The sequence below is a fragment of the Gemmatimonadota bacterium genome, from assembly GCA_016713785.1.
Taxonomy (GTDB): domain Bacteria; phylum Gemmatimonadota; class Gemmatimonadetes; order Gemmatimonadales; family GWC2-71-9; genus JADJOM01.
This window is the reverse complement of the sequence record JADJOM010000002.1, coordinates 216,911-239,319: the sequence shown is the minus strand read 5'-3', so window position 1 is coordinate 239,319 and position 22,409 is coordinate 216,911. Positions and strand designations below refer to the sequence as shown.

At 74.3% G+C, this 22,409-nt stretch carries 22 protein-coding genes; 11 read left to right on the top strand and 11 right to left on the bottom strand.

Annotation, left to right across the window (positions count from 1 at the left end):
- Positions 1 to 518 precede the first annotated feature (518 nt).
- The gene (locus IPJ95_05470) at positions 519 to 1,511 is read left to right on the top strand and encodes a GAF domain-containing protein (protein ID MBK7923070.1); all 993 of its coding nucleotides are present in this window, start codon (positions 519 to 521) and stop codon (positions 1,509 to 1,511) included.
- Positions 1,512 to 1,521: 10 nt separating this feature from the next.
- Here the strand turns inward: IPJ95_05470 and IPJ95_05465 are convergent, their stop codons facing one another.
- The 8 genes from IPJ95_05465 to IPJ95_05430 all read right to left on the bottom strand — a co-directional run bounded on the left by IPJ95_05465 (position 1,522) and on the right by IPJ95_05430 (position 7,179).
- On the bottom strand, positions 1,522 to 2,343 hold the full coding sequence (locus IPJ95_05465) for a cytochrome c oxidase assembly protein (GenBank protein MBK7923069.1): 822 nt from the start codon (positions 2,341 to 2,343) through the stop codon (positions 1,522 to 1,524).
- Positions 2,340 to 2,780, bottom strand: coding sequence for a copper chaperone PCu(A)C (locus IPJ95_05460; GenBank protein MBK7923068.1), 441 nt, complete (start codon positions 2,778 to 2,780; stop codon positions 2,340 to 2,342). Before IPJ95_05460 ends, IPJ95_05465 begins: the two co-directional genes overlap by 4 nt.
- On the bottom strand, positions 2,780 to 3,337 hold the full coding sequence (locus tag IPJ95_05455; GenBank protein MBK7923067.1) for an SCO family protein: 558 nt from the start codon (positions 3,335 to 3,337) through the stop codon (positions 2,780 to 2,782). The genes IPJ95_05460 and IPJ95_05455 overlap by 1 nt, the downstream gene beginning before the upstream one ends.
- A gap of 73 nt (positions 3,338 to 3,410) precedes the next feature.
- Entirely contained in the window at positions 3,411 to 4,019 is a 609-nt protein-coding gene (locus IPJ95_05450; GenBank protein MBK7923066.1) for an SCO family protein, read from the bottom strand.
- A 2-nt stretch (positions 4,020 to 4,021) separates the two neighbouring features.
- Positions 4,022 to 4,969, bottom strand: coding sequence for a CopD family protein (locus IPJ95_05445; protein MBK7923065.1), 948 nt, complete (start codon positions 4,967 to 4,969; stop codon positions 4,022 to 4,024).
- Between the two features lie 54 nt (positions 4,970 to 5,023).
- Positions 5,024 to 5,185: a hypothetical protein gene (locus tag IPJ95_05440; GenBank protein ID MBK7923064.1), complete on the bottom strand. Its 162-nt coding sequence runs from the start codon at positions 5,183 to 5,185 to the stop codon at positions 5,024 to 5,026.
- The gene (locus IPJ95_05435) at positions 5,149 to 6,753 is read right to left on the bottom strand and encodes a CocE/NonD family hydrolase (GenBank protein MBK7923063.1); all 1,605 of its coding nucleotides are present in this window, start codon (positions 6,751 to 6,753) and stop codon (positions 5,149 to 5,151) included. The genes IPJ95_05440 and IPJ95_05435 overlap by 37 nt, the downstream gene beginning before the upstream one ends.
- A gap of 48 nt (positions 6,754 to 6,801) precedes the next feature.
- A complete protein-coding gene (locus IPJ95_05430; GenBank protein ID MBK7923062.1) occupies positions 6,802 to 7,179 on the bottom strand; it encodes a copper resistance protein CopC in 378 nt (125 codons plus the stop codon).
- 169 nt (positions 7,180 to 7,348) lie between these two features.
- Between IPJ95_05430 and IPJ95_05425 the strand changes: the two genes are divergently transcribed.
- From IPJ95_05425 to IPJ95_05390, 8 genes are all read left to right on the top strand, one after another.
- Positions 7,349 to 7,723, top strand: coding sequence for a hypothetical protein (locus IPJ95_05425; GenBank protein ID MBK7923061.1), 375 nt, complete (start codon positions 7,349 to 7,351; stop codon positions 7,721 to 7,723).
- A 204-nt stretch (positions 7,724 to 7,927) separates the two neighbouring features.
- Entirely contained in the window at positions 7,928 to 8,446 is a 519-nt protein-coding gene (locus tag IPJ95_05420) for a copper chaperone PCu(A)C (protein MBK7923060.1), read from the top strand.
- Positions 8,447 to 8,448: 2 nt separating this feature from the next.
- Positions 8,449 to 8,961 (top strand): cytochrome c, encoded by a 513-nt coding sequence (locus IPJ95_05415; protein MBK7923059.1) that lies wholly within the window; start codon positions 8,449 to 8,451, stop codon positions 8,959 to 8,961.
- An 864-nt stretch (positions 8,962 to 9,825) separates the two neighbouring features.
- Entirely contained in the window at positions 9,826 to 11,040 is a 1,215-nt protein-coding gene (locus IPJ95_05410) for a di-heme enzyme (GenBank protein ID MBK7923058.1), read from the top strand.
- Positions 11,037 to 11,531 (top strand): cytochrome c-type biogenesis protein CcmH, encoded by a 495-nt coding sequence (locus IPJ95_05405; GenBank protein MBK7923057.1) that lies wholly within the window; start codon positions 11,037 to 11,039, stop codon positions 11,529 to 11,531. Before IPJ95_05410 ends, IPJ95_05405 begins: the two co-directional genes overlap by 4 nt.
- Before the next feature lie 425 nt (positions 11,532 to 11,956).
- A complete protein-coding gene (locus tag IPJ95_05400) occupies positions 11,957 to 12,634 on the top strand; it encodes a DJ-1/PfpI family protein (GenBank protein MBK7923056.1) in 678 nt (225 codons plus the stop codon).
- 56 nt (positions 12,635 to 12,690) lie between these two features.
- The gene (locus IPJ95_05395) at positions 12,691 to 13,932 is read left to right on the top strand and encodes a hypothetical protein (GenBank protein ID MBK7923055.1); all 1,242 of its coding nucleotides are present in this window, start codon (positions 12,691 to 12,693) and stop codon (positions 13,930 to 13,932) included.
- Positions 13,933 to 14,241: 309 nt separating this feature from the next.
- Entirely contained in the window at positions 14,242 to 14,667 is a 426-nt protein-coding gene (locus tag IPJ95_05390; protein ID MBK7923054.1) for a hypothetical protein, read from the top strand.
- A gap of 60 nt (positions 14,668 to 14,727) precedes the next feature.
- Here IPJ95_05390 and IPJ95_05385 read toward each other — a convergent pair whose 3' ends face one another.
- Positions 14,728 to 17,151 (bottom strand): TonB-dependent receptor, encoded by a 2,424-nt coding sequence (locus IPJ95_05385; GenBank protein MBK7923053.1) that lies wholly within the window; start codon positions 17,149 to 17,151, stop codon positions 14,728 to 14,730.
- Entirely contained in the window at positions 17,148 to 18,410 is a 1,263-nt protein-coding gene (locus IPJ95_05380; GenBank protein MBK7923052.1) for a FecR domain-containing protein, read from the bottom strand. The genes IPJ95_05385 and IPJ95_05380 overlap by 4 nt, the downstream gene beginning before the upstream one ends.
- Positions 18,411 to 18,528: 118 nt before the next feature.
- Here IPJ95_05380 and IPJ95_05375 point away from each other — a divergent pair, with 118 nt between their 5' ends.
- Together IPJ95_05375 and IPJ95_05370 are read left to right on the top strand one after the other, a co-directional pair.
- Positions 18,529 to 19,095, top strand: coding sequence for an RNA polymerase sigma-70 factor (locus tag IPJ95_05375; GenBank protein MBK7923051.1), 567 nt, complete (start codon positions 18,529 to 18,531; stop codon positions 19,093 to 19,095).
- A 93-nt stretch (positions 19,096 to 19,188) separates the two neighbouring features.
- Positions 19,189 to 20,097 (top strand): hypothetical protein, encoded by a 909-nt coding sequence (locus IPJ95_05370; protein MBK7923050.1) that lies wholly within the window; start codon positions 19,189 to 19,191, stop codon positions 20,095 to 20,097.
- 81 nt (positions 20,098 to 20,178) lie between these two features.
- Here IPJ95_05370 and IPJ95_05365 read toward each other — a convergent pair whose 3' ends face one another.
- The gene (locus IPJ95_05365; protein ID MBK7923049.1) at positions 20,179 to 22,392 is read right to left on the bottom strand and encodes a TonB-dependent receptor; all 2,214 of its coding nucleotides are present in this window, start codon (positions 22,390 to 22,392) and stop codon (positions 20,179 to 20,181) included.
- Between the last annotated feature and the right edge of the window lie 17 nt (positions 22,393 to 22,409).

The following is a 22,409-nucleotide window of genomic DNA, read 5'->3' as shown; positions in this document are numbered from 1 at the left end:
CGAGGCGGTGGCGGATGCGATGGGTCCGGAACTGCCTTCGGAGCTGTTCGGCCTGTGGATCTACGGCACCGACGGGATGCCGATCCTGATCGAGCCCGAGGCGCTGAGCGCGGACGCGCTGGACGTGCCCGCCGCCAATCCCATCGCCAACCAGCACCTGCTGGACGACGTGGAGGACCGGATCCGCCGGGCCGGTTACGGCTCGGTGCTGCTCCGTCCGGTGCGGTTCGGCGGGCAGGACGTGGCGCTCATCCTGCTGGCCTCGTTCACGCCGCACATCTACGGGCTGCGGGCGGGGGAGATGTTCGAGGCCGCGGCCGACGTGATGGCGCCGATGCTCGCGCGGGTGACCCGCGGCGGGTCGGCGGTGGACGAGCAGGCCCCCCCCGCGGCGCCGCCGCCCGCGCACGACCACGTGCCGGCGGTGGAAGAGCGGGTCCGGGAGCAGGCGCGCGAGGGGAGAGCTGTTCGAGTCGCTGGCGGACGCGCTGGGGGGCGCGGGCACCCCGCGCGACCTGATGCTGGCGCTGTCGTTCGCCCTGCAGTCCGTGCTGCCGCACGACGCCTACGAGCTGCTGATTCCCGATTCCGAGGGGGCGCACTACTACCGGCTGGCGCTGCACGGGCACGGCGTGCTGTGGGGCGACCCCGCGCTGGCCCGCCCGGCGGCCGAGCTCAACCCCACCCTGCTCTTCGGCGAGCGGAACACGGTGCTGGTCGGCGACACCGCGGCGGCCTACGTGCCGCGGGTGCCCGAGCTGGTGACGGTCCGGGGGCCCGAGCTGCCTCCGCGCTCGCTGATCGGGGTGCGGCTGCGGGTGGTGGAGCGGCCGGTGGGGTACCTGCTGCTGGGGAGCGCGGGGCCGGAGTTCTACCAGGCCGCGGACCTCGCGATCCTCGACCGGGTGGGCGCCCTGCTCGCGCCGCGGGTGGACGCGCTGGTGCTCGGCTGGCAGTTCAGCGTGCTCAAGTCGCAGTTCGACCTGCTGCGGCACGTGCCGATGCACCTGGCGCGGGTGGCGGAGCTGCTCGCGGCCACGCCCTTCCTGGGCGAGGGGAGCCGGCAGTTCGTGCAGCTGGCGGGGGCGCTGCTGCCGGTGACGGCGCTCGAGTTCGCGGTGCGCCTCACCGATGAGCGCCGGGTGGCGGTGGTGCGCCCCGGGGCGGCGACGCCGCTCGCCGACCTGCCGCAGGAGCCCATCGAGGGCACCGGGGTGGCGCAGGTGGTGCGCGGGGAGCTGCCCTACCTGCTCACCGCACAGGACGAGGGCCAGGGCGCGGTCTCGGTGCTGGTGGTGCCGCTCCGCACCGGTGGCCGGGTCCTTGGGGCCATGGCCATGACCGCGCGCGGCAGCGAGTCCTTCTCCCGGACGGACATGGCGCTGGCGCAGCAGCTGGCCGACCTGGCCGCGCCGCACCTGGAACTGGCGCGCCGCAGCGGCGGCCTGGGCGGACCGATCATGCCGGGCTGGCGGCGGACCGAGGTCCGGGAGCAGGTCGAGGAGGAGTAGGCCGGGCGGGTCAGCGCGCCACCGCGCTGGGATGGACCGGGGGCGGCGCCGCCGCCTCGGCATCGCGGGACCACCGGAAGAAAATCACCCCGAACGCGAACCAGATCGGCAGGTCTCCCACCAGCTTCATGAGGAGGCCGGCGATCTTCTGGTCTTCCTGCGCGGTCAGCAGGCGGGCCACGCGGGGCGCGAGCTCATACGTGGCGTAGAGCGGGTACTCCGCGAACGTGAGGAAGGCGCTGGGGATGATCGCCGGGAGGGTGGCGGCGAAGAGGTAGGCCATCTTGAGCGGCCGCCGGAAGGTGGACACCTCCGGAGTCGGCGCCATCACCGGCCACCAGAGCCACAGTCCGCCGCCGATCCACGCGAGGTCCACGAGCAGCGCGCCGAGCTGGCTCGCCATCAGCGCGTCCACCACCGATGGGATGTGGGTGATGAACAGGATGGCGCTGAACCCCGCCAGCGCCGGCCCGGGGCGGGCCGCGGCGCGGAGCAGGGCCGCCGCGCCGGGGCGCGCGAGGGCGCGCCGGACATCCGCCGTATCGAAGCCCAGGATGAGGCAGGGCGGGGCCACCAGCGACAGCAGGATGTAGCTGACGGTGTGCGCGCTGAGCAGGTAACCGGCGCCGAGGGCACCGAGGGGCCAGTCGAGGGCGACCCACAGCAGCAGGAGGCCGATGGCGAACCAGGTGCCGCCGCGGCCCGGCGCCCCGGCACCCCGCCGCAGCCGGAAGTACCCGGCGGCCACCGCCACCACGAACAACCAGACTCCGGGGAAGGCCCGCCACTCCCACGTCCAGCTCTGCCCCGTCGCCGCGCACCACCAGTTCATTCGTCGCCGTACTTCCGCACCGGCAGCTGCAGCGTGACGCTGCCCGCGCGCGCAAAGGTCAGGATCAGGGTCAGCGAATCCCCGGCCTCGGGCATGGCCACGAAGTCCGTCAGCATGATGTGGGTGCCACCGGGGGCCAGCGCGAGGGTGCCGCCGGCCGGGATGGGCAGCGTCATCACGTGCGCCATGCTGCCACCGTGGAGCATGGCGCCCGCGGCGGCCGGGCTCGAGGCGCCGAGGAGCGTGTCGGGGGTGGTGCCGCGATTGGTGATCTCGACATAGGCGGCGCCGCTCGCCTGGATGATCGGCTCGTAGGCGAAGCCGTTGGTGAGCCGCAGGTCGCCCGCGGTGGCGGTGGCCGCCGGCGGCCCGCCGGCGCATCCGGCCATCAGGAGGAGGGCCGCGAGTTTCGCGGCGGGTCGGAGGCGGTGTTGCATCACTGCTCCGCGAGAAGTGGGAGGTCGCGGGCCCAGTCCTGCTGCCGGATGCCGAAGGGGTAGACCACGTGGGCCAGGTTGTCGCGGGTGAAGGCGATGACCGAGGCCGGGTGGCCGACGTAGTAGGCGGTGTCCCCGGGGAGGCGCTCGATGACGGGCTTGCCGAAGGGCAGCTGGCCGATGGCATTGAGGAGCGCGAGCGAGTCGCCCGTGAGCCCGATGAAGCGCGGGTCGAACTTGTCGAGCCAGGCGCGCATCGCCTCGGGCGTGTCGCGCACCGGGTCGGTGGTGACGAACACCACCTGCACGGCGTTGTTCACCTCGGGCGAGAGCTTCTTGAGCACCGCGGCGATGTTGGCCAGGTGCACCGGGCAGACGTCGGGGCAGTGGGTGTAGCCGAAGAACAGCAGCGCCACCCTGCCCTCGGTTTCCTTGCGGAAGTCGTAGGGCCGGCCATCGGTGGTGGTCAGGATGAAGTCCGGCTTGCGGATCGGGGGTTCGACCTTGGGGCGGCGAGCCCGTCCGGATTGAACACCTTGGGCGCTGCGGGCTTGCAGCCACCACCGAGCGCGAGCAGCGCGGCGAGGGCCAGCAGGCCGGAGCGGGCGGGAGCGGGGCGTCGGTGCACGGTCAGGATCCGTCCGCGAGCAGGGTCAGGTCGTGGAGCCACTGGTCGGGGGTGAACCCCGACAGATAGGCCACGTGAGCGAGGTTGTCGGGGGTGAAGGCAAAGACGGCCACGTTGTGGTTGATCGTGTACGTCCCGCTGTCCCCGGCGACGGGGTCCGGCGGCATCGGGTGCCCCAGCCGGAGCTGGGTGAACGCGTACGCGATCGACGCGCTGTCCCCGGTGAGCCCGACGAACCGCCGGTCGAAGTGATCAAGATAGGCGCGAATGCGCCCGGGTGTGTCGCGGCGGGGGTCCACCGTGACGAAGACGGTCCGGATCCGCTCCGCCCGCGCCGGATCCATCCGCTTGAGTGCCGCCGCGATGTTCGCGAGCTGGATCGGGCAGCGATCGGGGCAGGAGGTGTACCCGAAGAAGAGCAGGGTGACCACGCCCTCGGTGTCCCGCTGCAGGTCGTAGCGAGTGCCGTCGGTGGCGGTGAGCACCAGCTCCGGCTTGGCGAGCGGCGGCACGACCGCCGGCCCGGCGAGCCCCTCGCCGGAGAACGGCCGCGGGCCGCGGCCCTGGCAGGCGAGGGCGGCGAGGAGGCTGCACAGGAGGAGGGCGCGCATCGTCACAGTCCCGGGGCGGGAAGCGCCACCAGCACGGCCGTGGTGGCCACGAGCAGGAGGCCGATGACGAGCTCGACCGTGGCCGAGCGACGGAGCCGGGCGCTGCCCTCCGCGCGGCCAAGCGTGGGGGACACGCGCCGCCAGTTCCAGGCCCCGAGCGCCATCGTGAGCAGCAGCAGCGCGGACTTCACCAGCAGTGCGCGGCCGTACACCGTGCTGGTGAGGGCGGAGAGGCTTCCCACGTAGGCATACCCCAGCACGAGGCCGGCGCCGATCGCGAGGGTGGCGCCGACCAGCGCCAGGGGCGAGAAGGCGCCGACCAGCCGGGCCAGCGCGCCGTGATCCCCTGGCGGCCCCCCGGCGGGCCCGCCCACCAGCGGCAGGGCCGCGACGGCGAGGGTGGTCAGGGTCCCGAGCCAGAGTCCACCGCCGAGGAGGTGCACGGCGTGGAGCCCGATGCCGAAGCTGGCGCCCCACGGGTGTTCGCCGGCGTGGCCGGTGAGCGGGGTGCTGCCCACCACGGCGAGGACCGCGGTGCCGGCGAGCGCGAGCCGGAGGGCGGGGCGGCGCGTGACCACCAGGATCAGCAGGAGGGCGACCGTGGTGGTGGCCAGCTGGGCCAGCCAGCCGTGGCCCCAGGCGCTGTCGATCAGCATGGGGCGCGCGGCGGCCCAGCTCATCGGCTCGCCGGGATCGAGGAAGCTCTGCAGCTGGCCCACGCCCCGACCCAGGTCGGCAAGCAGCAAGAGGAACGCGACGACCCCGGCCAGCCGCCAGGCGCGGGCCAGTGACCGGGCGGCGAGGGAGTGCTCGTCGTCGGCGGGGTCGCGCCAGCGGGGAATGAGGGCCACGAAGGCGCAGGCGCCGACCAGCGTCAGGGTCGCCAGGTAGGCGACGGCGCGACTGGCGGCGAAGAGATCGAGGGGGAGGGTCGCGGGTTCGGTATCCACGGCTGGCTGGACGACGAGGGTCGGAGGGAAGGTACCCGGGGAGCAGGCGTGCTGTCAGTCCCGCGCGATGGGCACCACCGGCAGGAGCATCCGCGAGGGGAAGGTGCGCGAGTGCTGCACCCGGAGGTCGCCGGCCCGGACCTTGTCCGAGTCGAATTCCTGCAGCCCGGTCTGCGGGTTCACCGAGAAGAGCGGGACGAACGCGGCCGAGAGCACGATGCGGAGCCGGTGTCCGGGGAGGACACGGTTGGCGGTGAGGAGGCCATCGAACCGGAGCCGGGTGACCTCGCCCTCGCGCGGGAGGATGCGGGCGGGCCCGCCCTGGCGGTAGCTCGCGCGGAGCAGCGCGGTGCCGGGGCGGAGAGGTTCCAGGCGGTGCCGTCGGGCGCCACGTCGTAGAGCTGCAGCCAGAGATCGTAGTCGGGCACCGAGGCGGCGACGGCGAACTCGCCCACCACGGCACCGATGACGTCGCGCGGCTCGGTGAAGGGCGCCGTCTCGAAGACCGCGACGTCGGGGCGGCCCACGAGCGCCCGGTAGTCGTGCGCGCCGGCGCGGCCGTCGTACGGGTCGGCGAGGGGCGCGGCGGGGTCGGCGCGGAGGCTGGTCTCGGAGGCGCCGCGGATCGGCGGCTGCGCCTCCAGGCGGCCGGACTGTCCGTCGCGCTCCGGCGGCTGCAGAAAGAGCGTATCCGTGCGCGTGCCCGGAAGCGGCCAGCCGGGGGCGGTGCGCCAGCGGTTCTCGCCCATCACGAAGACCCGCACCGGCGGCTCGTCGTCGACCCCGTTCCGTTCGCCCTTCACGTAGCGGTCCATCCAGCGCAGCACCATCTCGGCGTACGCCAGCGCGGCGGCGGGGCCGAAGTCCCGGTCGCCGGCGGTGGTGCGCTGCACCGCGCCCACGCCGTGGGTCCAGGGGCCGAGGATCAGCGCGGCCCGCGGCGCGCCGGGGCGACGGGCCTGCACCAGGGCGGAGAAGTTGTCGGCGGCGCCGCGGGCGCCATAGGGTTCGTCGAACCAGCCGGAGAGGTTGAGCACGGCGGCGCCGACCTGGCTGTAGCGGCCCTCGAGCGCGGCCCAGCTCCACCAGGGGTCCCGAGGGGGGTGCCGCATCCATTCGTAGTACCAGGGGGCGATGCCCTGGAAGTCGGGCAGCGTGCCGAGGGGGCGATGGCGGCGGGCCCGGGGGCCCTCCCGTTCCCACGCGGCGGCGGCCTCGGCATCGGTGCGCGGCCCGGGGCGGCCCAGGCGGCGGCGCAGGTCGGGGGCGATGTTGAACCAGGTCCAGTCGAGCCACGACCCGTCCCAGACACCGCCGGCGTACCAGAACGATTCCGGCGTGGCGTAGGTCATGGCCGGCGCCATCGCCTTGAGCGCCGGGGGGCGCTGCAGGGCGGCGAGCCACTGCACCGCGGCGGGGTAGGAGAGGCCGATGGTGCCCACCGCCCCAGTGGACCAGGATTGCCGCGCGGCCCACTCGATGGTGTCGTACCCGTCGGCGCCCTCGTGGCGATACGGCTCGAACTCGCCGCCGGAGCCGTAGCGGCCGCGGACGTCCTGGAGGAGCACGGCATAGCCGCGGGCCACGGCGGCGCGGGTGATCCCGGAGGCCGCCGCGGCGTCCTGCCGGTCGTACGGCGTGCGGTAGACGAGGACCGGGAAGGGGCCCGGGGCGGCGGGGCGCCAGATGTCGGCCATGAGCACCACGCCGTCGCGCATGGGGATCGCCACGGCGCTGTCGACGACGAGGCTGTCCTGCCCCGAAAGGCGCTGGGCGCCGGCCACGAGGCCGGCGCCCAGCAGGAGCGATCCACACGAGCCCGCCGCGCATGCTCAGGGCTTGGCCGCGGGGTCGAAGGTGAATCCAAAGGTGCCGCGCACCACGTGGCCGTCGTGTGCGGCGGTCTTGTACATCACCAGGTACTTGCCGGGGGCGAGGTCCACCGGCACCGCGCCGGCGGAGGAGAGGCTGTCGTCGGTCTCGGTGAACTTGATCACGCCGACCGGCGAGCGATCGGCCTTGAGCAGGGTGGCGCTGGTGAGCGCGGCGTCGGTCCGGTCGCTCCACCAGAGGCGGATCTGCTTCGGCGCCGTGGCCACGGTGGCGTCGATGCCGGGCTCGGCCTTGACCAGCTTGGTGTGTACCAGGGTGGCCGGCAGCGCGACCAGCAGGGCGGCGGCAGCGCCCAGGACGAGGGTGGGGAACCGCATGCGGGGACTCCTCGGCTACGGGTGAGGGGTGCCGTCGGTCGCGCATACCGGCGGGGAACAGGGGTGGAATTCTAACACCACCGGCGGGAGCGGGCGGAGGGCGGGGGGCCGTGGGTGGTGACGGCGCCTCTTGCGCCCACCGGTGCCGCGCATGCATGATCCTGACTTCATGCGCCACCTCCTCCGCCCGCTCCTCGGCCTCGCCCTCGCGGTGGTCTTCACCGCCAATGCGCTTGCCCCCGGCCTGCACGGGTGCGAGCGGCGGGAGCCAGCGGCCGCGGCGATGGCGGGGCATCACGGCATGGCGGAGATGCCGGCCGGCCACCAGCACGGGTCGCCGGAGCGTTCCGCGCCGCATCGTTGTGACTGCGTGGGCCATGCCTGCTGTTTTGCCCCGGTGGCGCCCCCGGCGCCGGCGCGGCTCTCCCTGTTGCCCGTGGCGGTCGTGGCCGTGGCCGCGCCGCAGGGCACCCCGACGCTGGTGGTGGTCCGCCCCGCCCGCCTGCTCCCGCTCGCCCAAGCCCCGCCCGCCCCGCTCGCCTGACGAACCCGTTCCGGGTCGTCGGTCTCCCGTTCCAGCACAACTGAATCGCGCCTGACCGATCCCGGGATGTTCCCGGGCTCTCCGCCGTGAACGCCGCCTGCCATCGGCGGCGCGCGGGATGAGGTCTGACCGGCGCGCAGCTGCCGCCACCGCCCGCCGGGCGGGGTGCGCTCCCTTCGAGGGCAACCGATGGTCTCAGCTGTCTTGCGTGCAGTCGGCGGCGTGCTGCTGCCGTGGCTGGTCCTGGCGGGCGGTTCCGGGTGCGTCCGGGACGCGGCCGCGGCTCCGCTGCGTGCGGCCGACAGCGCGCCGGCCGCCGATTCGATGGCCACCCTCGCGCTGGAGCAGGCGTGGGTGGAACCGGGCGAGGCGGGAACGGACACGCGGGCCTTCCTGGCGATCACGAGCCAGACCGCGGTGCCGGTGGCGGTGGGCGCGGTGGCGACCCGTGCCGCGCGGCGGGTGCGGCTGTCGGGCCAGGCCAGCGGCCCCGAGTTCCTGGCGGCGCGCGGCGGGTTCGTCATCCCCGCGCACGGCGCCATCCGCATGCACCCGGGCGGTACCTGGCTCGCGCTGGAGGAACTCACGGTGGACCTGGTGCCCGGTGACAGCATCCGCCTGGCCCTGGCCATGCCCGGCGCGCTGACCCTGTGGGTGCAGGCCGAGGTCCGCGCGCTCCGCCTGTCTGCTGGTTCCCGTCCCCATTCCACATCGAGGTCCTGATCATGTCCGCCGTTCGTCTGACGCCCGTAGCCCTCCTGTCCCTCCTGGCCCTGGCCTGCGGTGGAGGCGACAAGCCCGCCGACACCGCCTCCGCCGCTCCCGCGGCCGCGCCGGCTGCCGCGCCGGCCGCCACCACGCCGGCGTACGTGCCCGAGGGGCAGTACGCGGTGTGTTCGACCTGCCATCAGCCCACGGGGCTGGGGCTCGACCCGGCGTTCCCGCCGTTGGCGGGCTCGGAGATCGTGACCGGTCCGGCCGAGGTGCCGATCGCGATCGTGCTGCACGGCATCCAGGGGCCGATGACCGTGAAGGGCAAGCAGTACAACGGCGCGATGGTGGCCTGGGGCCAGCTGTCGGACGAGGACATCGCCACGACGCTCACCTATGAGCGGTCGTCGTGGGGGAACAGCGCGCCGCCGGTGACCGCGGCGGAGGTGGCGGCGGTCCGCGCGGCGACGAAGAGCCGCACCACGCCGTGGACCTGGGACGAGCTGCAGAAGGCCAAGCTCAAGTAGTCAGATGAGGGAGGGGGTAAGGGCCGGTCCATGGGGTCACGTGTGGCGCGCATCCACGCTGGCGTCGGCGGCCGGTACCTGCCCTCTCCTTCTCCGCTTCACCTTCCAGGAGGACGCATGTCACGCATGGGCATGATGGGGCTGGTCCTCGCGCTGCCGGCGCTGCTGCACCTGGGGGACCCCCCGGCGGCGCAGCGGGTCACGCTGCGCTTCGACGCGCGGGTGGGCGACCGGCGCCTGGCGTGTGGCGAGAGCTACGACGGCATCGGGCGGTCGCGCACGCGGATCACGCCGACCGACTTCCGCATGTACGTGCATGACGTGCGCCTGGTGACCCCCGATGGGCGCGAGGTGCCGCTGGCCCTGGACCGCGACAGCACCTGGCAGGACGGCCAGGTGGCGCTGCTGGACTTCGAGGACGGCACCGGCCCCTGCCGCAACGGCACCAAGGGCGTGCGCCGCGAGATCCGGGGGCAGGCGCCGGCCGGGACCTACACCGGCGTGCGCTTCCGGGTCGGGGTGCCGTTCGAGCAGAACCACGGCGACCTGACGCGGCAACGGGCCCCGCTCGACCTCACCGCGATGTTCTGGACCTGGCGCACGGGATACACGTTCGTCCGGATGGACGCGCGGGTGGAGAGCCCGGTGGAGCGGCTGTTCTTCCACCTGGGCAGCACCCGGTGCGTGCGGGACGACAGCGCCGCTGATGCCACGCTGCCCCCCGATCGCTGCCTCGACAGCAACCGGCCGGCCGTCGCCCTGGAGGACTTCAATCCGGCGCGCGATACGATCGTGACCGACCTGGCCCAGCTGCTCGCGGAGTCGCGGCTGGACAGCAACCAGGTGAACACCGCCAAGGGATGCATGTCGGGCGAGGCGGACCTGGACTGCGACCCGATGTTCGCCGCGCTGGGCCTGCCGTTCGGGTCCCGCGCCGGGGGACCGCAGCGGGTGTTCCGGGTGAGCGGCCGGGCCGCCACCGTGGGCGCCTATCGGGTGCCGACCGGTGCGTTCCGCTGGGCGCTGCCCGCCGGCTTCCCGGAGCCCCGGGTGCCGGCCGACAACCCGATGACCGTGGCCAAGGTGGAGCTGGGCCGGCACCTGTTCCATGACCGGCGGCTCTCCCGGGACAGCTCGATGAGCTGCAGCAGCTGCCACCAGCAGGGGTACGCCTTCAGCGACCCGCGGGTGCACCCTGTGGGCATCACGGGCCAGGCGCACCCGCGCACCAGCATGAGCCTCGCCAACGTGGCGTACAGCCCGTCGCTCACCTGGGCCAACCTGCGGATGCAGCACCTGGAGCAGCAGGCGCTGGTGCCGATGTTCGGCGAGGACCCCATCGAGATGGGGATGACCGGCGCCGAGGCGGAGCTGCTCCGCCGGCTCCGGGACGAGCCCCGGTACCGCGCGCTCTTCCCGGCGGCCTTCCCCGGCGAGCGGGACCCGTTCGTGCTGGCCAACGTGACGCGCGCGATCGCGGCGTTCGAGCGGACGCTGCTCTCGGGCGCCTCCGCCTACGACCGTTTTCACGGCGGCGAGGCCGGGGCCATGAGCGAGGCGGCGCGCCGGGGGGAGACGCTGTTCCTGAGCGAGCGGCTGGAGTGCTTCCACTGCCACGGCGGCTTCCTGTTCACCGGCACGGTGGACCACCTGGGGAAGGCCAATCCCGAAGTCGAGTTCCACAACACCGGCCTGTACAACCTCGACGGCCGCGGGGCGTATCCGGCGCCGAACGTGGGGCTGATGGAATCGACCGGCGACCCGGCCGACATGGGGAGCTTCAAGGCGCCGAGCCTGCGGAACGTCGCGGTCACGGCGCCGTACATGCACGACGGCAGCATCGCCACGCTCGCGGAGGTGGTGGCGCACTACATGGCGGGGGGGCGCACGATCACCAGCGGGCCGCACGCCGGGGTGGGGAGCGCGAATCCGCTCAAGAGCGCCTTCGTGCCCGGGTTCACGCTCACCGAGGGTGAGCGGGCCGACCTGCTCGCCTTCCTGGAGAGCCTGACGGATCCCGCCTTCCTGGCCGACGCCCGCTTCGCCGATCCGTGGCCCACGGCCCGGGCGGCGCGATGACGGCCGCGCTGCTGCTGGCCGCGCTGCTGGCGCAGGCACCCGCCCCCGCGCCGGACGCGGCGCAGGTGTCCGCCCGGCAGCGGACGGCCACCGAACTGATCGGCAGCCTGCAGAGCCCCTTCTGCCCCGGGCTCACGCTCCCCGCCTGCCCCAGCTGGCACGCCGACACGCTGCGTCAGGCGCTGCGGCGGCGGATCCTGGGCGGCGAGGACCCGGGGCTGATCCGGCGCGAGATGGCGGCGCGCTACGGGCAGTACATCCTGGGCGAACCGACCTGGCAGGGCTTCGACGTCTTCGGCTGGGTGGGCCCGGGCATCCTGCTGCTGCTGGGCGGGGTGACGCTGGCACTGGTGCTCCGGCGCCGGGCCGGCCAGCCGGCGCCGGCGCACCAGCGGGGCCGCCCGGACTACGTCCCGCCGCTGGAGCCGCTGGCCGCTGAGGAGCGGGCCCGGCTGGAGCAGCGGCTGCTGGCGGAGTTGCGCCAGGAGTAGCACCTCGGGGAGGGGTAAGGGCCGCCGCGGAGCGCCACGTGTGGCGCGCATCCATGCTGGTGCCACCGGGCGGTACCTGCCCCACTCCATCTTCACCGTTTGGTTCGTTGCCATCGTCCCAGCACTCCCGTGCCGCGCCCCGGAACCCCAGCTTGCCGGCGCGGGGCGTATGAAGCTGACGGGATGTGTCCCGTCCCGTTCCCCGCCCCCTCCCGGAGCCCAGGATGAATCGCCGCCGTTTCGTGCAGTCCCTCGCGGCGGGCGCCGCGGCGGGTTCGGTGCTCCCGATCGCGGGCTGCGGGCCGGCGCCGGGCGCCGCGGGGGCCGCCGCCGGCGCGGCCGACACGGCGGCCATGGCGCACGACGCGTCGATGGACGCCCTGATGACCGCCTTTGCCCCGGACTCGGCGACGGCCGCGATGGTGATGCCGGCCACGCCGCGGCGCATCGCGATGCTGGCGTACCCGGGCATGTTCCCGCTCGACCTGGCGGGGCCGCACGCGGTGCTGAGCGGGCTCATGCAGACCACCGTCCACATCGTGGGACGGAGCACCGCGCCGCTGCAGGCGTCCGGGCTTACCGTGGTGCCGGACACGACCCTCGAGGCCTGTCCCGCCGACCTCGACGTGCTCTTCGTGCCCGGCGGCGGGGAGGGCACCGTGGCGGCGATGCAGGACGAGGCGCTGCTCGCCTTCCTGCGGGACCGCGCGGCGCGGGCGCGCTACGTGACCAGCGTCTGCACCGGATCGCTGGTGCTGGGCGCGGCGGGACTGCTGCGCGGGTACCGGGCCACCACGCACTGGGTGGCGCACGAGGTGCTGGCCGAGTTCGGGGCGGTGCCGGTGACCGCGCGGGTGGTCGAGGACCGCAACCGCATCACGGCGGCGGGGGTGTCGGCGGGGATCGACTTCGCGCTGGTGCTGGCGGCGCGGCTGTCCGGCGCCGCGTACGCCGGGGGGCTGCAGCTCAACGTGGAATACGACCCAGCGCCCCCGTTCAACGCCGGCTCGCCGGCCACGGCGGGCCCGGAGATCACCGCGGCGCTGGCGGGGATGTACGCGCCGCTGGTGGAGGCGATGCGGGGAGTGGCGGCGCGGCGCTAGGGTTGGTGGACCGCGATGGGGCCGTCCGGCGCCGGCCATTCCGTGAGGAGGATGCCATGCGAGGTACGTCGTTTCTGGTCCTGGCTGCACTGGGTCTCGGCGGGTGTGGCCGCGAACCCGATCTCGGCCCCCCGGTCACGATCGCGGCGCGGGACGCCGCGAATCCCACCGTGGCCGTGGATGGCCGCTCGGGCCGGGTGTACGTCTCGTGGGTGCAGATGGCCCCGGACAGCAGCTGGGACGTCTTCCTCGCTGCCGCCGACAGCGGGGCCGAGTTCGGCCCCCCGGTCCGCGTGAACGACCGGCCGGGCGAGGTGATGGTGGCCCGGGAGAATCCGCCGCAGGTGCTCGTCGGCGCGGACGGCGTGGTCTACGTGGGCTGGGTCAGCGCCCGGACCGCCGATGACGCGCCCCACGCCGACGTGAGCCTCCGCCTGGCCCGCTCCACCGATGGCGGTGGCACCTTCTCGCCGGCCGCCTCACTCGATGCCGACCCGGCGGTGCCCTCGCTCGCCAACATGTACTTCGACCTGGCGACGGCGCCCGGCGGGGCCGTCTACGCAAGCTGGCTCGACCTGCACTACTACACCGACAGCGTGGCCGCGCGGGCCCTGGGCAGGGTCTCCGAGAGTATCCCGGTGCCCGAGCACCGGGTGGACCTGGTCGTGGCCCGCACCACCGATGATGGCGCCGGGGTGGCCGCGGCCGCCGTGCTCGATACCAGCTCCTGCATCTGCTGCCGCACCGCCCTGGCCGTGGCGCCCGACGGCGCCGTGCACGCCCTCTGGCGCCATGTCTTCCCGGGGGACGTGCGGGACTTCCAAGCCGCGCGCTCCGCCGACGGTGCCGTCAGCTTCACGCCTCCCGCCCGGGTCCACGAGGATGGCTGGGTGCTGCGCGGCTGTCCCGACATCGGGCCGGACATCGCCGTGGATGCGCGGGGCGCCGTCCACGCGGCCTGGTACACCGGGGTGCCGGGCCGGGTGGGGCTCTGGTACGCCACCTCCGCCGATGGCGGACAGACCTTCGACGCGCCGGTGGCCCTGCTGCCGACGGGGCACGTGTCGCCCTCCCAGGTGAAGCTCGCGGCGGCGGGCGGGACGGTGTGGGGTGCCTGGGAGGACCGCCGCCGGCCGCCGACACGCGTGATCTTCGGGCGGCCGGGTACTGGTTCAACGACCCAGGTCGGCACGGGGGAGTTCCCCGGCATCGCCGCCGCAGGCCGGGTGGTGGTGGTCACCTGGATGGAGGCCGGCGCGGTGCGCGCGCGCCGCGCCCACCTGCGCGCCGCGGACTGACGCCCGGGTCCCACCGGTCGCGACGGCCCCGCCAGCTGCAGCTGGCGGGGCCGTCCTGTCGTGCCGGGGCCCCGTCGATGGCCGAGGCCGATCACCCGATTCCGTGGCCGGCCCGCCACACCCTGCGGGCCGGCGGCCACGTTTGCTGTATCGAGACTTGACGGTTGGCCCCATTCCGGGCCGGATTCTGGTGGCCCGATCCCTGCCCCTGTGCCCCCATGCGACGCGGGAACTTCCAGCCCATTCCGCCGCCGGACGCGCCGGATCGCGCCCGCAGGCAGCCGCCAGGAACCGGACACCCGTCACGCCATGAAGATCCCTTCCCGCGCCACCCTCGACGACCTCGAGGTCGTCGAACGGCCGGAACCGGAGACGCTCTCGATCCTGGGCGCCACGCTGCGGCGGCATCGGCGCACGCCCATCGAGCAGCTGGGTCCGGAGGCCCTCCGCTTCCTGCTCGAGGAGGGCGAAGGTGTCTCGACCGTGCTCGGCGTGGCGCTCGACCGGCTGGAGCAGGATCCGTTCGTGAGCGGCGACTTCCACCCCGGTGACCTGCTGGCGGCGGTGCTCCACCGCTCCTCCACCGTGTGGAACTCCCTGCCCGAGCTGCGCGCCCGCGCCCACGCGCTGGTGGCCGACGCGGAGCGGGAGGTGCACCGCCTGGAGCCGGCTGACCGCGCGGTGGTGGAGCGCGCCATCCGCGGCTTCCGGAACCTCTGGCAGCGCTGGAGCTGAGGCAGGACGGAACGAGGCGAGGCCCCGGCAGACGCCGGGGCCTCGCGTCATTCCCGGCCGTCACCAGGCGGCGCGGAGCGCCAGGCCCACGCTCCGGCCAGGCACGATGGTCAGGTTGTCCGGTTCCCCGCGCTGCGCGTCGAGCAGGTTGTCGCCGGTGACGGTCAGGCCCAGGTGGGAGCCGAGGTCGCGGCTCACCGACAGCCGCAGGCGGGTGACGCCGGGATAGGTGCGCCAGTAGCTGCGCAGCCGCTGGCCCACGAAGTTGCGCGCCGGCTGGCCGGCGGCGAAGTCCTGCGCGATCTGCAGCCGGTCGTAGTTGATCCAGTCGCTGGCGCGCGCCACCGTCCCGGTCGCCAGCCAGCCCGACTGCCTGACGGTGGCGGTGAGGCTCAGCGTGTGCCGCGGCACCTCGAGCATGCGGTCGCCGGGGAGCAGGTCGCCGCCGTAGCGGGGCGCGAGCCTTCGGACCCGGCTGTCCACCTCCGACCACGCCCCGCGCAGCACCGCCGGCCCCCCGCGCACGCTGACCGCCGCCTCCCAGCCGTGGTTGGTGATCTCCCCGACGTTTTCCAGTGCGTACGTCACCCGCGGCTGCCCCGGCCCGCCGCTGGTGTCGAGTGCCACGCCCACCCGCTGGATCAATCCCGACGCCACCTGGTCGAAGCGGGTGACGCTGAGCGTCACCGTGCGTTCCACGGCGAGGTCGGCGCCGGCCTCGAGGCCCGACTGCTCCTCGGGATCGAGCCCGGCCGCCGAGCGCGTGGCCTGGGGGCCGCCCGAGAACGCGGTGCGCACTGCGCCCGTGGGCCAGCGCACCCCCTTGCCGTAGGCCGCGCGCAGCTTGAGGGAGACCGACGATCCCCCCACGACCCACGCCGCGCCCGCCATCGGGATGAGCACCGGGTCGTTGCCGGTGGTGCCCTCGACCCGCAGCCCGCCCGAGAGGAACAGCCGCTCCGCAAGCCCGGCGCTGCCGGTGAGGCTCGCCCCGCTGGTGTGGCGGGTGCTGCCGCTGGCGCGGTTGTCCCGCGGCCCCGAGTCGATGCTGGCCCACTGGCGCAGGATCGAGTGCTCGGCGCTCAGGGCGAGGTCGCTCCAGCTGGCGCCGCCCAGCGGCTGGTGCCGCACCGTGCCCAGCCGGAGCGTGCCCCGCACCGCGCCCCCGACTGCGGCGCGGAGCGCGGAGTCGGTGGCCGAGGTGATGGGGGTGCGCTCATCGGCCACGCCCTCGAGCCGGTAGCCATCGAGGCCCGCCACCACGCTGTGGCTCCAACGTTCGCCGGGGAGGATCCGGAGGTTGCTGCCCAGGGTGTAGGTCAGGACCGACTGGCTGGTGCCGCCGGCCAGGCCCCGGCGGGGCCGGACGCTCGAATCCGGCAGCAGCGGACTCGGGGGCGCGTCGGCCACCTCGGTGCTGAAGCGGCCGAGGCCGGTGAGCATCCAGCGCTCCGCCACGTGGCGCAGGGTGCCGTGGCCGGAGAGGAACTGGCGCGCGGCGCCGGGGATGTAGGCGCCCTCGGTGCCACCCGCCAGGTGCACGGCCCCCGAGGTCAGCTGGGAGCCCAGCCGCGCGCCGAGCGCGTGGCGCTGTCCCACCACCGCGCCGCCGGCGTAGTCGGTGCCCGTCAGGCTCACGTCGCTCCGCGCCGTGAAGCGCGGGGCGGCCGGGTCGGCGCCCTCCTGCCGGGTGACGACGTTCATCACGCCGCTGATCGCGTCGGCGCCGTACAGCGCCGCGCCCTGCGGTCCGCGGATCACCTCGACCCGGTCCACCGCCTCCGGCGCGAGGCCGGTGAGCAGCAGCGGGTTGGCCAGCTCGATGCCGTCGATGTAGACCTTGGGGTAGCTCAGCCCGAAGGACGACGCGCCGCGGATGCTCGCGTAGCTGGCCAGCACGCTGTTGGGCGCCTGGGCCCAGAGCCACAGGCCGGGTACCGCGCCACTGAGCGCCGCCGCGAGCCCGCCGTCACCCCACTGCCGGAGGTCCTCGCCACGCACCACGTCCAGCGCCAGCGGCAGCTCCCGCCGGGCCTGGCCGGCGGGGCTGCCCGTGACCACGATCGTCGCGAGCTCTACCGGTGCGGCCAGGGGCCCGGGCTCGGGCTGGGCCGGGGGCGGCAGCACCACCTGCGCCGGACCCACGATGAGCGGTTCCACGCCGGTCCCCGCGAGCAGGTGGAGCAGCGCCACGCCCGCCGGCTCGGCACGGACGGACAGGCAGACTTGCCGGTCGAGGGGGAGGTGATCGCCGCTGTAGGAGAGCCGGAAGCCGGCGCTGGCCGCGAGCCGGTCGAGCCCGTCGCGCAGCGAGATCCGGTCCGCCTCGATGGTTACCGGGCGGTCGAGCGGCGGGGCCCATGCGCGGGCGGAATCGCCGCGAATGGCGGACGGGCAGGGGGCAGTCGCGGTGGCGGTGGACGGCAGGGCGGCGGCCAGCAGCAGCGCCCAGCGGAGGGCCCGCCCGGGGGCGGGCGCGGTCACGGCCGGGGGCGCGGGTCCGGCGCCGGGACGAGGCGGGCGGTGTCACCCTGCCAGGCGACCTCCGCGCCGACGGTCAGCGCCAGGATGCGCACCACCTCCTCGCGCGGCTCGCCGGCAAAGCTGGCGGTGAAGTGCCGCGCCGCGAGCGCGGAGTCACCGGACAGCAGTTCCACGCCGTACCACCGACGGAGCGCGTCCTGCACGGTGTCGAACCCGGCGTCGCTGAAGGCCAGCTGGCCCGCGGTCCAGGCCGGCGGCTCGCTGCCCGCCGCGCCCGGGAGGCGCTCCGGCGGGGCCGCGCCGCGCCGGACGGCCTGCTCGCCCGCCGCAAGCACCAGCGGCGTGGCCCCGCGCGCGCCGAAGGCCACCGATCCCGCGTGCACCTCCACGACCGTCGGGCCGGCGGCGGGCTGCCGCACGGTGAAGCGGGTGCCGATGTCGGTGATGTCGCTCGAGCCGGCCTGCACCCGGAAGGGACGGGCCGGATCGTGGGGGAGGTCGAAGTACGCCTCGCCCTCGAGCGTCACCGACTCGGGCCGCTCGCCCGGCCGCGCCCGCACCGAAAGGCGCGAGGCGGGACCCAGCAAGATCCGGCTGCCATCGGCATAGACCAGGGAATCGCGGCCGCCCACGGCCGTGGCCAGCACCGACTCCGCCATCGCGGGCCGCTGCATCCGCTGCCACGACACCACGCCGATGATCGCCGCGGCCGCCGCGCCGACGAGCCACCACGCCGAACGGCGCGGTCGCAGGGGGATGACGTCGGATGGAGGCGCGGCAACCACCGCGGGACGGGGTGCCGGACGGGGCGCCACGGGGGAGGGTGCCGGCGCCGCGGTCGGCTCCTGGTCGGGCAGCGCCGGTTCGGGTGGGGGCGCGGGCGCGGCCATCCGTGCCACGACCGGCGCACTCGGCGCGCGGGCCACCACCGGCTCCGGTACCGCCGGTCGAGTCGGCGGCGCCGCCGGGGTGATGACCTCGGGCTCGGGGCTGGCTGGGTGGGCCGAAGCCGGGGCGTCGGCGACGGAGTCCTGGCGCATCCGGGCCCGGGTGCGCTCCCACGCGGCGTCAACGTCTACCCGGGGCGCCGGGGGCAGCTCCAGCCGGCGCATCATCGCGGCCAGGGCCTGCATCGCCTTGGCCCGCTCCGGCTCCTCGGTGAGCAGCCGCTGGATGCGCGCCGCCTCTTCCGGGGAGCTCTCCCCGGCGAGGTAGCGCGCCAGCGCTTCCCAGCGGTTGTCGTCAGTCGGATGATCCATGAATGTGAGACACCTCACCTCAAGACTACCCCTATCCCGGGACCGGCAGAAGCCCGAGGACACCGCTGGCCCCCCATGGTACCTTTCACCCCTCAACCGACCCCCCACCACCATCTCCTTGGCCGAGCCGACCCCCGACCGCCTGCTGCTCGAGCGCCTGCGCACCGGCGACGAGGCCGCCTTCGAAGCGATCTTCCGCGGCTGCTACCCCCGCCTGGTAGCGGCGGCGGAGCACCTGCTGCGCGACCAGGCCCGGGCCGAGGACGCGGTGCAGGAGGTGCTGCTGGAGCTGTGGCGCGGCCGGGAGCGCCTGGACCCGGAGATGAGCGTTGCGGGGTACCTGCACCGGGCGGTCCGCAACCGGGCGCTCAACCAGCTCCGGCACGATCGGGTGGTGCGGCAGGCGGAGCCGCTGGTGGAGCCCGGCACCCCGCCGCCCGGTGCCGACAGCGGGGTGCTCACCCGGGAGCTGGAGCAGGCGGTGCGGGCGGCGGTGTCCCGCCTGCCGGAACGGTGCCGCGAGGTCTTTGAGCTGAGCCGGGTGCACCAGCTCCGCTATGCGGAGATCGCGTCGGCCATGGAGATCTCGGTCAAGACCGTCGAGGCCCAGATGGGCAAGGCGATCCGGATGCTCCGGGACGGGCTCGGCGGGTGGCTGCCCGAGGGCGAGGACCCCGGGGCATAGGGGTACCGGCCGGCTGGGGTGTCGTTGGGATGAACGCCCCGACGGCAACCGAACGGTTCGGCGCGCCGCGGGCCCAACACCCGGAGCTTCCCGATGTCACGTTCCCTCCAGACCCTGGCCGTGCTGGCGCTGCTCGCGGGCGTGGCGGCCTGCCAGGACAGCGGCTCCACCACGGGCACCTCGTCCGACCTCCTGGTCGCCGACGGCTTCGAGACCCTGCCCCTCGGCTTCGCCGACGTCAGCAGCACCTTCGGCAGCGTCTCCGACAGCGGCACCACCGGATGGCACCCCCGCGGACCGCACGGGCGCGGGCACCGTGGCCAGGGCGGGATGATGTGCGGCGGGCTGGGCGGGTTCTTCGGGCCCGGGCTCGACTTCGGCCTGCGGCACGGCCCCTTCCGCGGCCAGCTCGGCGCCACCTGCAGCTTCGACGCGGGGATCAATCGCGTGGTGTGCGACACCGTCACCCGGGGCGGGCTGAGCATCGCGCAGTCCATCGCCTACTACGACACCGCGGGCGTGGTGCAGTCGGCCTACGACAGCCTGAGCACCAATACCATCAATGTCCAGGTGAGCGTGACCGGCACCAAGGTGCATCACGGCGGGGACACCAGCGTGGTGCGCCACGCCAGTGACCGCACCGTCACCGGCCTGGCGCCCGGCAGCACCGCGCGGCAGATCGACGGCACCTCGCGCGGCAGCGAGACCACGACCGGCAGCGACACCCTGGGCACGTTCACGGCCGTCCGCACCCTGGGCGACACCCTGCAGGGCGTGGTGGTGCCGGCCGCGTGGGGCCCCGGCGTGTACCCGACCGCGGGCACGATCATCCGCGCGATGGACGTGACGGTCACCTATGAGGGCCAGGCGCCGGCCTCGCGGTCCCGTCGCGAAGTGCTGACCTTCGATGGCACCAGCACTGCCACCCTGGTGATCACCCAGAACGGCGTGACCACCAATTGCACCATCCAGCTGCCGCACGGCCGGCCCAGCTGCTCGTAACGCCACCGGCGGGGACCCGACACGCCAACGGGGGAGTCCATGCGGACTCCCCCGTTGTGCTGCGGTGACCGCGCGGGCGGCTCAGAACTCGGTTGTGAGGCGCAGCATGACGCTCCGTCCCATGCCGGGATTCTCCGCGTTGGTCTTGAGCCGGCTCAGGAAGTTGGCGTAGGCCGTGTCGAAGAGGTTCCGGACCAGCAGGTCGACGTGCAGCTCGCTCCCGCCCATCCCGACGGTGAAGCCGCCCCCGGCGTTGAGGAGGGTGTAGGCCGCCGACTGGTAGCCTGCGCCGCCGAAGGCGTCGGCAAAGAACGAGGCCTCCGCCGGGTCGAGGCGCGTCTGCCGGCCGTTGTGCTCGCCCCCCAGCGCCAGGTAGGGCTCGCCGAGGACGCCGCCATGCGGGAACTCGATCCGGGCGTTCCAGGTGGCGCGGACCGGCGGGATCGCGGGGAGGGGTGCGCCGGTGGAGGTGTTGGTTCCGCGCACGTAGTCCGCGGTGCCCTGCAGGTGGAGCCAGCGGGTCGGGTGCACCTGGCCCGCGAACTCGAGGCCCTCCAGCCGGGCGTTGCCCTGGGTCACGTCGTAGATCTGGAACCCGGAGCCCGGGTCGGTGGTGCCGGAGGGCACGGTATAGATGAAGTCCTCCACCCAGTTCACGAACCCGCCGAGCTCCAGCGCCGCGCTGGTGGTCTGCAGCCGGAGCGCCAGGTCGGTGTTGAGGGACTTCTCGGTGTTGAGGTCGGCGTTGCCGCGCTCGAAGGCCACGGTGCCCTCGTGCACGCCGTTGGAGAAGAGGTCGAAGCTCGACGGCGCGCGGAACCCGCGCCCGACGTTGAGCACCACCGCCGCCGGCTCCGCCAGCTTGTAGAGCAGGCCGAGGTTGCCGGTGAAGGAGTGCCAGCTCCGGTCGGTGTCCACGCCGGGGATGGTGGTGTCGCGCAGGGCGAGGGTGCGGTAGTCGTAGCGGGCGCCGAAGGAGAGGTCCCACTCGCCGCCGTGCACCTGCTCGAAGCCGTAGACCCCCACGGCCTTCACGTCGGTGTTGGGGATCAGCGTCTCCTCGCCGAACTTGTCGAAGGTGGTGCGGAGGGCGCTCACGCCGAGGGTGCCACTCATCCGGCCCACCGGGGCGTGGAAGAGCCGCGCATCGAGAGTGTAGTTCTGCGACAGGAGGCCGAGCGCCACGTCGGTGGCGGTCCGGTCCTCGAACTCGCGGCGGCGGTTCCGCTCGTACCCGGCGGCGAGCTCCAGCCGCGAGCCGCCCAGCGCGAAGCTGCCGTCGACCCGTGCCCGCCCGGTGGCGATGCGCTGCAGCGGGGTCTCGGCGGGGTCCTCATCGGTCAGTTCGATCCGCTCCCAGCGCCCACTGTAGCTCCCGGTGAGGCTGCCCCACCCGCGCCGCACGCCGAGCGCCAGACTGCCGCCGCCGGCCCGGTTGCCGCTGTTCCACAGGCGGTATTCGGGGGTCCGCACATCCTCGGCGCTGCGGCCGCTCAGGGTGGCGCGGTAACCCACGGCGCCGGTGGCGCCCTCGAGCAGCAGCGCGCCATCCGGCGAGCGGGTATTGGTGGAGTAGGAGGCGCTCGCCTCGCCGTGGAGGACGCTCCGCCCCGGTTCTGCCGCGAGCAGCGGGCGCGGGATGACGTTCACCACGCCGCCCAGCGCGTCGGATCCGTACAGCACGCTGGCGGGGCCGCGGATCACCTCGATCCGGTCCGCGAGGGCGGTCTCGATGTTGGGGCCGTGTTCATCGCCCCACTGCTGGGTCTCGGTGCGCTGGCCGTCGTCGAGCACCAGCACCCGGTTGGAGGTGAGCCCGCGGATCACCGGCTTGCCCACCCCCGCGCCGGTGCTCAGGCTGTGCACGCCCGCCACCTGGTTGAGGGTCTCCCCGAGGCTCGGCGCCTGGGCGGCGTGCAGGTTCTCGCCATCGATCACCGCGGTGGGCTGGGGGGAGACGAGCGGGTCGGTGGCGGTGGGCGTGCTGGTGACCTGGAGCGGCGGCAGCTCCACCAGCGATTCCTTCAGCGTGACGTCGACGGTGAGGGGCGCGTCGGCGATCTCGATCCTCCGCACCTGCGGCGCAAAGCCGATCGCGGAGACCGAGAGGGTGTAGCGGCCGTTGGGCAGGTCGGGGACCTGGTACTGACCCCGGGCATCGGTGGTGACGGCGCGACCGGCTTCCACGACCACGACGCGGGCCTCGGGCACCGGCTGGCCGGCGATCGAGAGCACCCGGCCGGTGAGGGTGCCGACGGGAAGGGACAGGACGGCGGCAAGCAGAGCGACGAGCATGACGGAGTTCTCCAGTG

Coding starts and splice junctions, on each gene's coding strand:
- IPJ95_05470 (MBK7923070.1), top strand. CDS start 519: ATGCTGGCGCTGTCGTTCGCCCTGCAGTCCGTGCTGCCGCACGACGCC.
- IPJ95_05465 (MBK7923069.1), bottom strand. CDS start 2,343: ATGAACTGGTGGTGCGCGGCGACGGGGCAGAGCTGGACGTGGGAGTGG.
- IPJ95_05365 (MBK7923049.1), bottom strand. CDS start 22,392: ATGCTCGTCGCTCTGCTTGCCGCCGTCCTGTCCCTTCCCGTCGGCACC.
- IPJ95_05430 (MBK7923062.1), bottom strand. CDS start 7,179: ATGCGGTTCCCCACCCTCGTCCTGGGCGCTGCCGCCGCCCTGCTGGTC.
- IPJ95_05395 (MBK7923055.1), top strand. CDS start 12,691: ATGCGAGGTACGTCGTTTCTGGTCCTGGCTGCACTGGGTCTCGGCGGG.
- IPJ95_05405 (MBK7923057.1), top strand. CDS start 11,037: ATGACGGCCGCGCTGCTGCTGGCCGCGCTGCTGGCGCAGGCACCCGCC.
- IPJ95_05415 (MBK7923059.1), top strand. CDS start 8,449: ATGTCCGCCGTTCGTCTGACGCCCGTAGCCCTCCTGTCCCTCCTGGCC.
- IPJ95_05400 (MBK7923056.1), top strand. CDS start 11,957: ATGCCGGCCACGCCGCGGCGCATCGCGATGCTGGCGTACCCGGGCATG.
- IPJ95_05460 (MBK7923068.1), bottom strand. CDS start 2,780: ATGCAACACCGCCTCCGACCCGCCGCGAAACTCGCGGCCCTCCTCCTG.
- IPJ95_05450 (MBK7923066.1), bottom strand. CDS start 4,019: ATGCGCGCCCTCCTCCTGTGCAGCCTCCTCGCCGCCCTCGCCTGCCAG.
- IPJ95_05370 (MBK7923050.1), top strand. CDS start 19,189: ATGTCACGTTCCCTCCAGACCCTGGCCGTGCTGGCGCTGCTCGCGGGC.
- IPJ95_05425 (MBK7923061.1), top strand. CDS start 7,349: ATGCGCCACCTCCTCCGCCCGCTCCTCGGCCTCGCCCTCGCGGTGGTC.
- IPJ95_05410 (MBK7923058.1), top strand. CDS start 9,826: ATGTCGGGCGAGGCGGACCTGGACTGCGACCCGATGTTCGCCGCGCTG.
- IPJ95_05380 (MBK7923052.1), bottom strand. CDS start 18,410: ATGGATCATCCGACTGACGACAACCGCTGGGAAGCGCTGGCGCGCTAC.
- IPJ95_05390 (MBK7923054.1), top strand. CDS start 14,242: ATGAAGATCCCTTCCCGCGCCACCCTCGACGACCTCGAGGTCGTCGAA.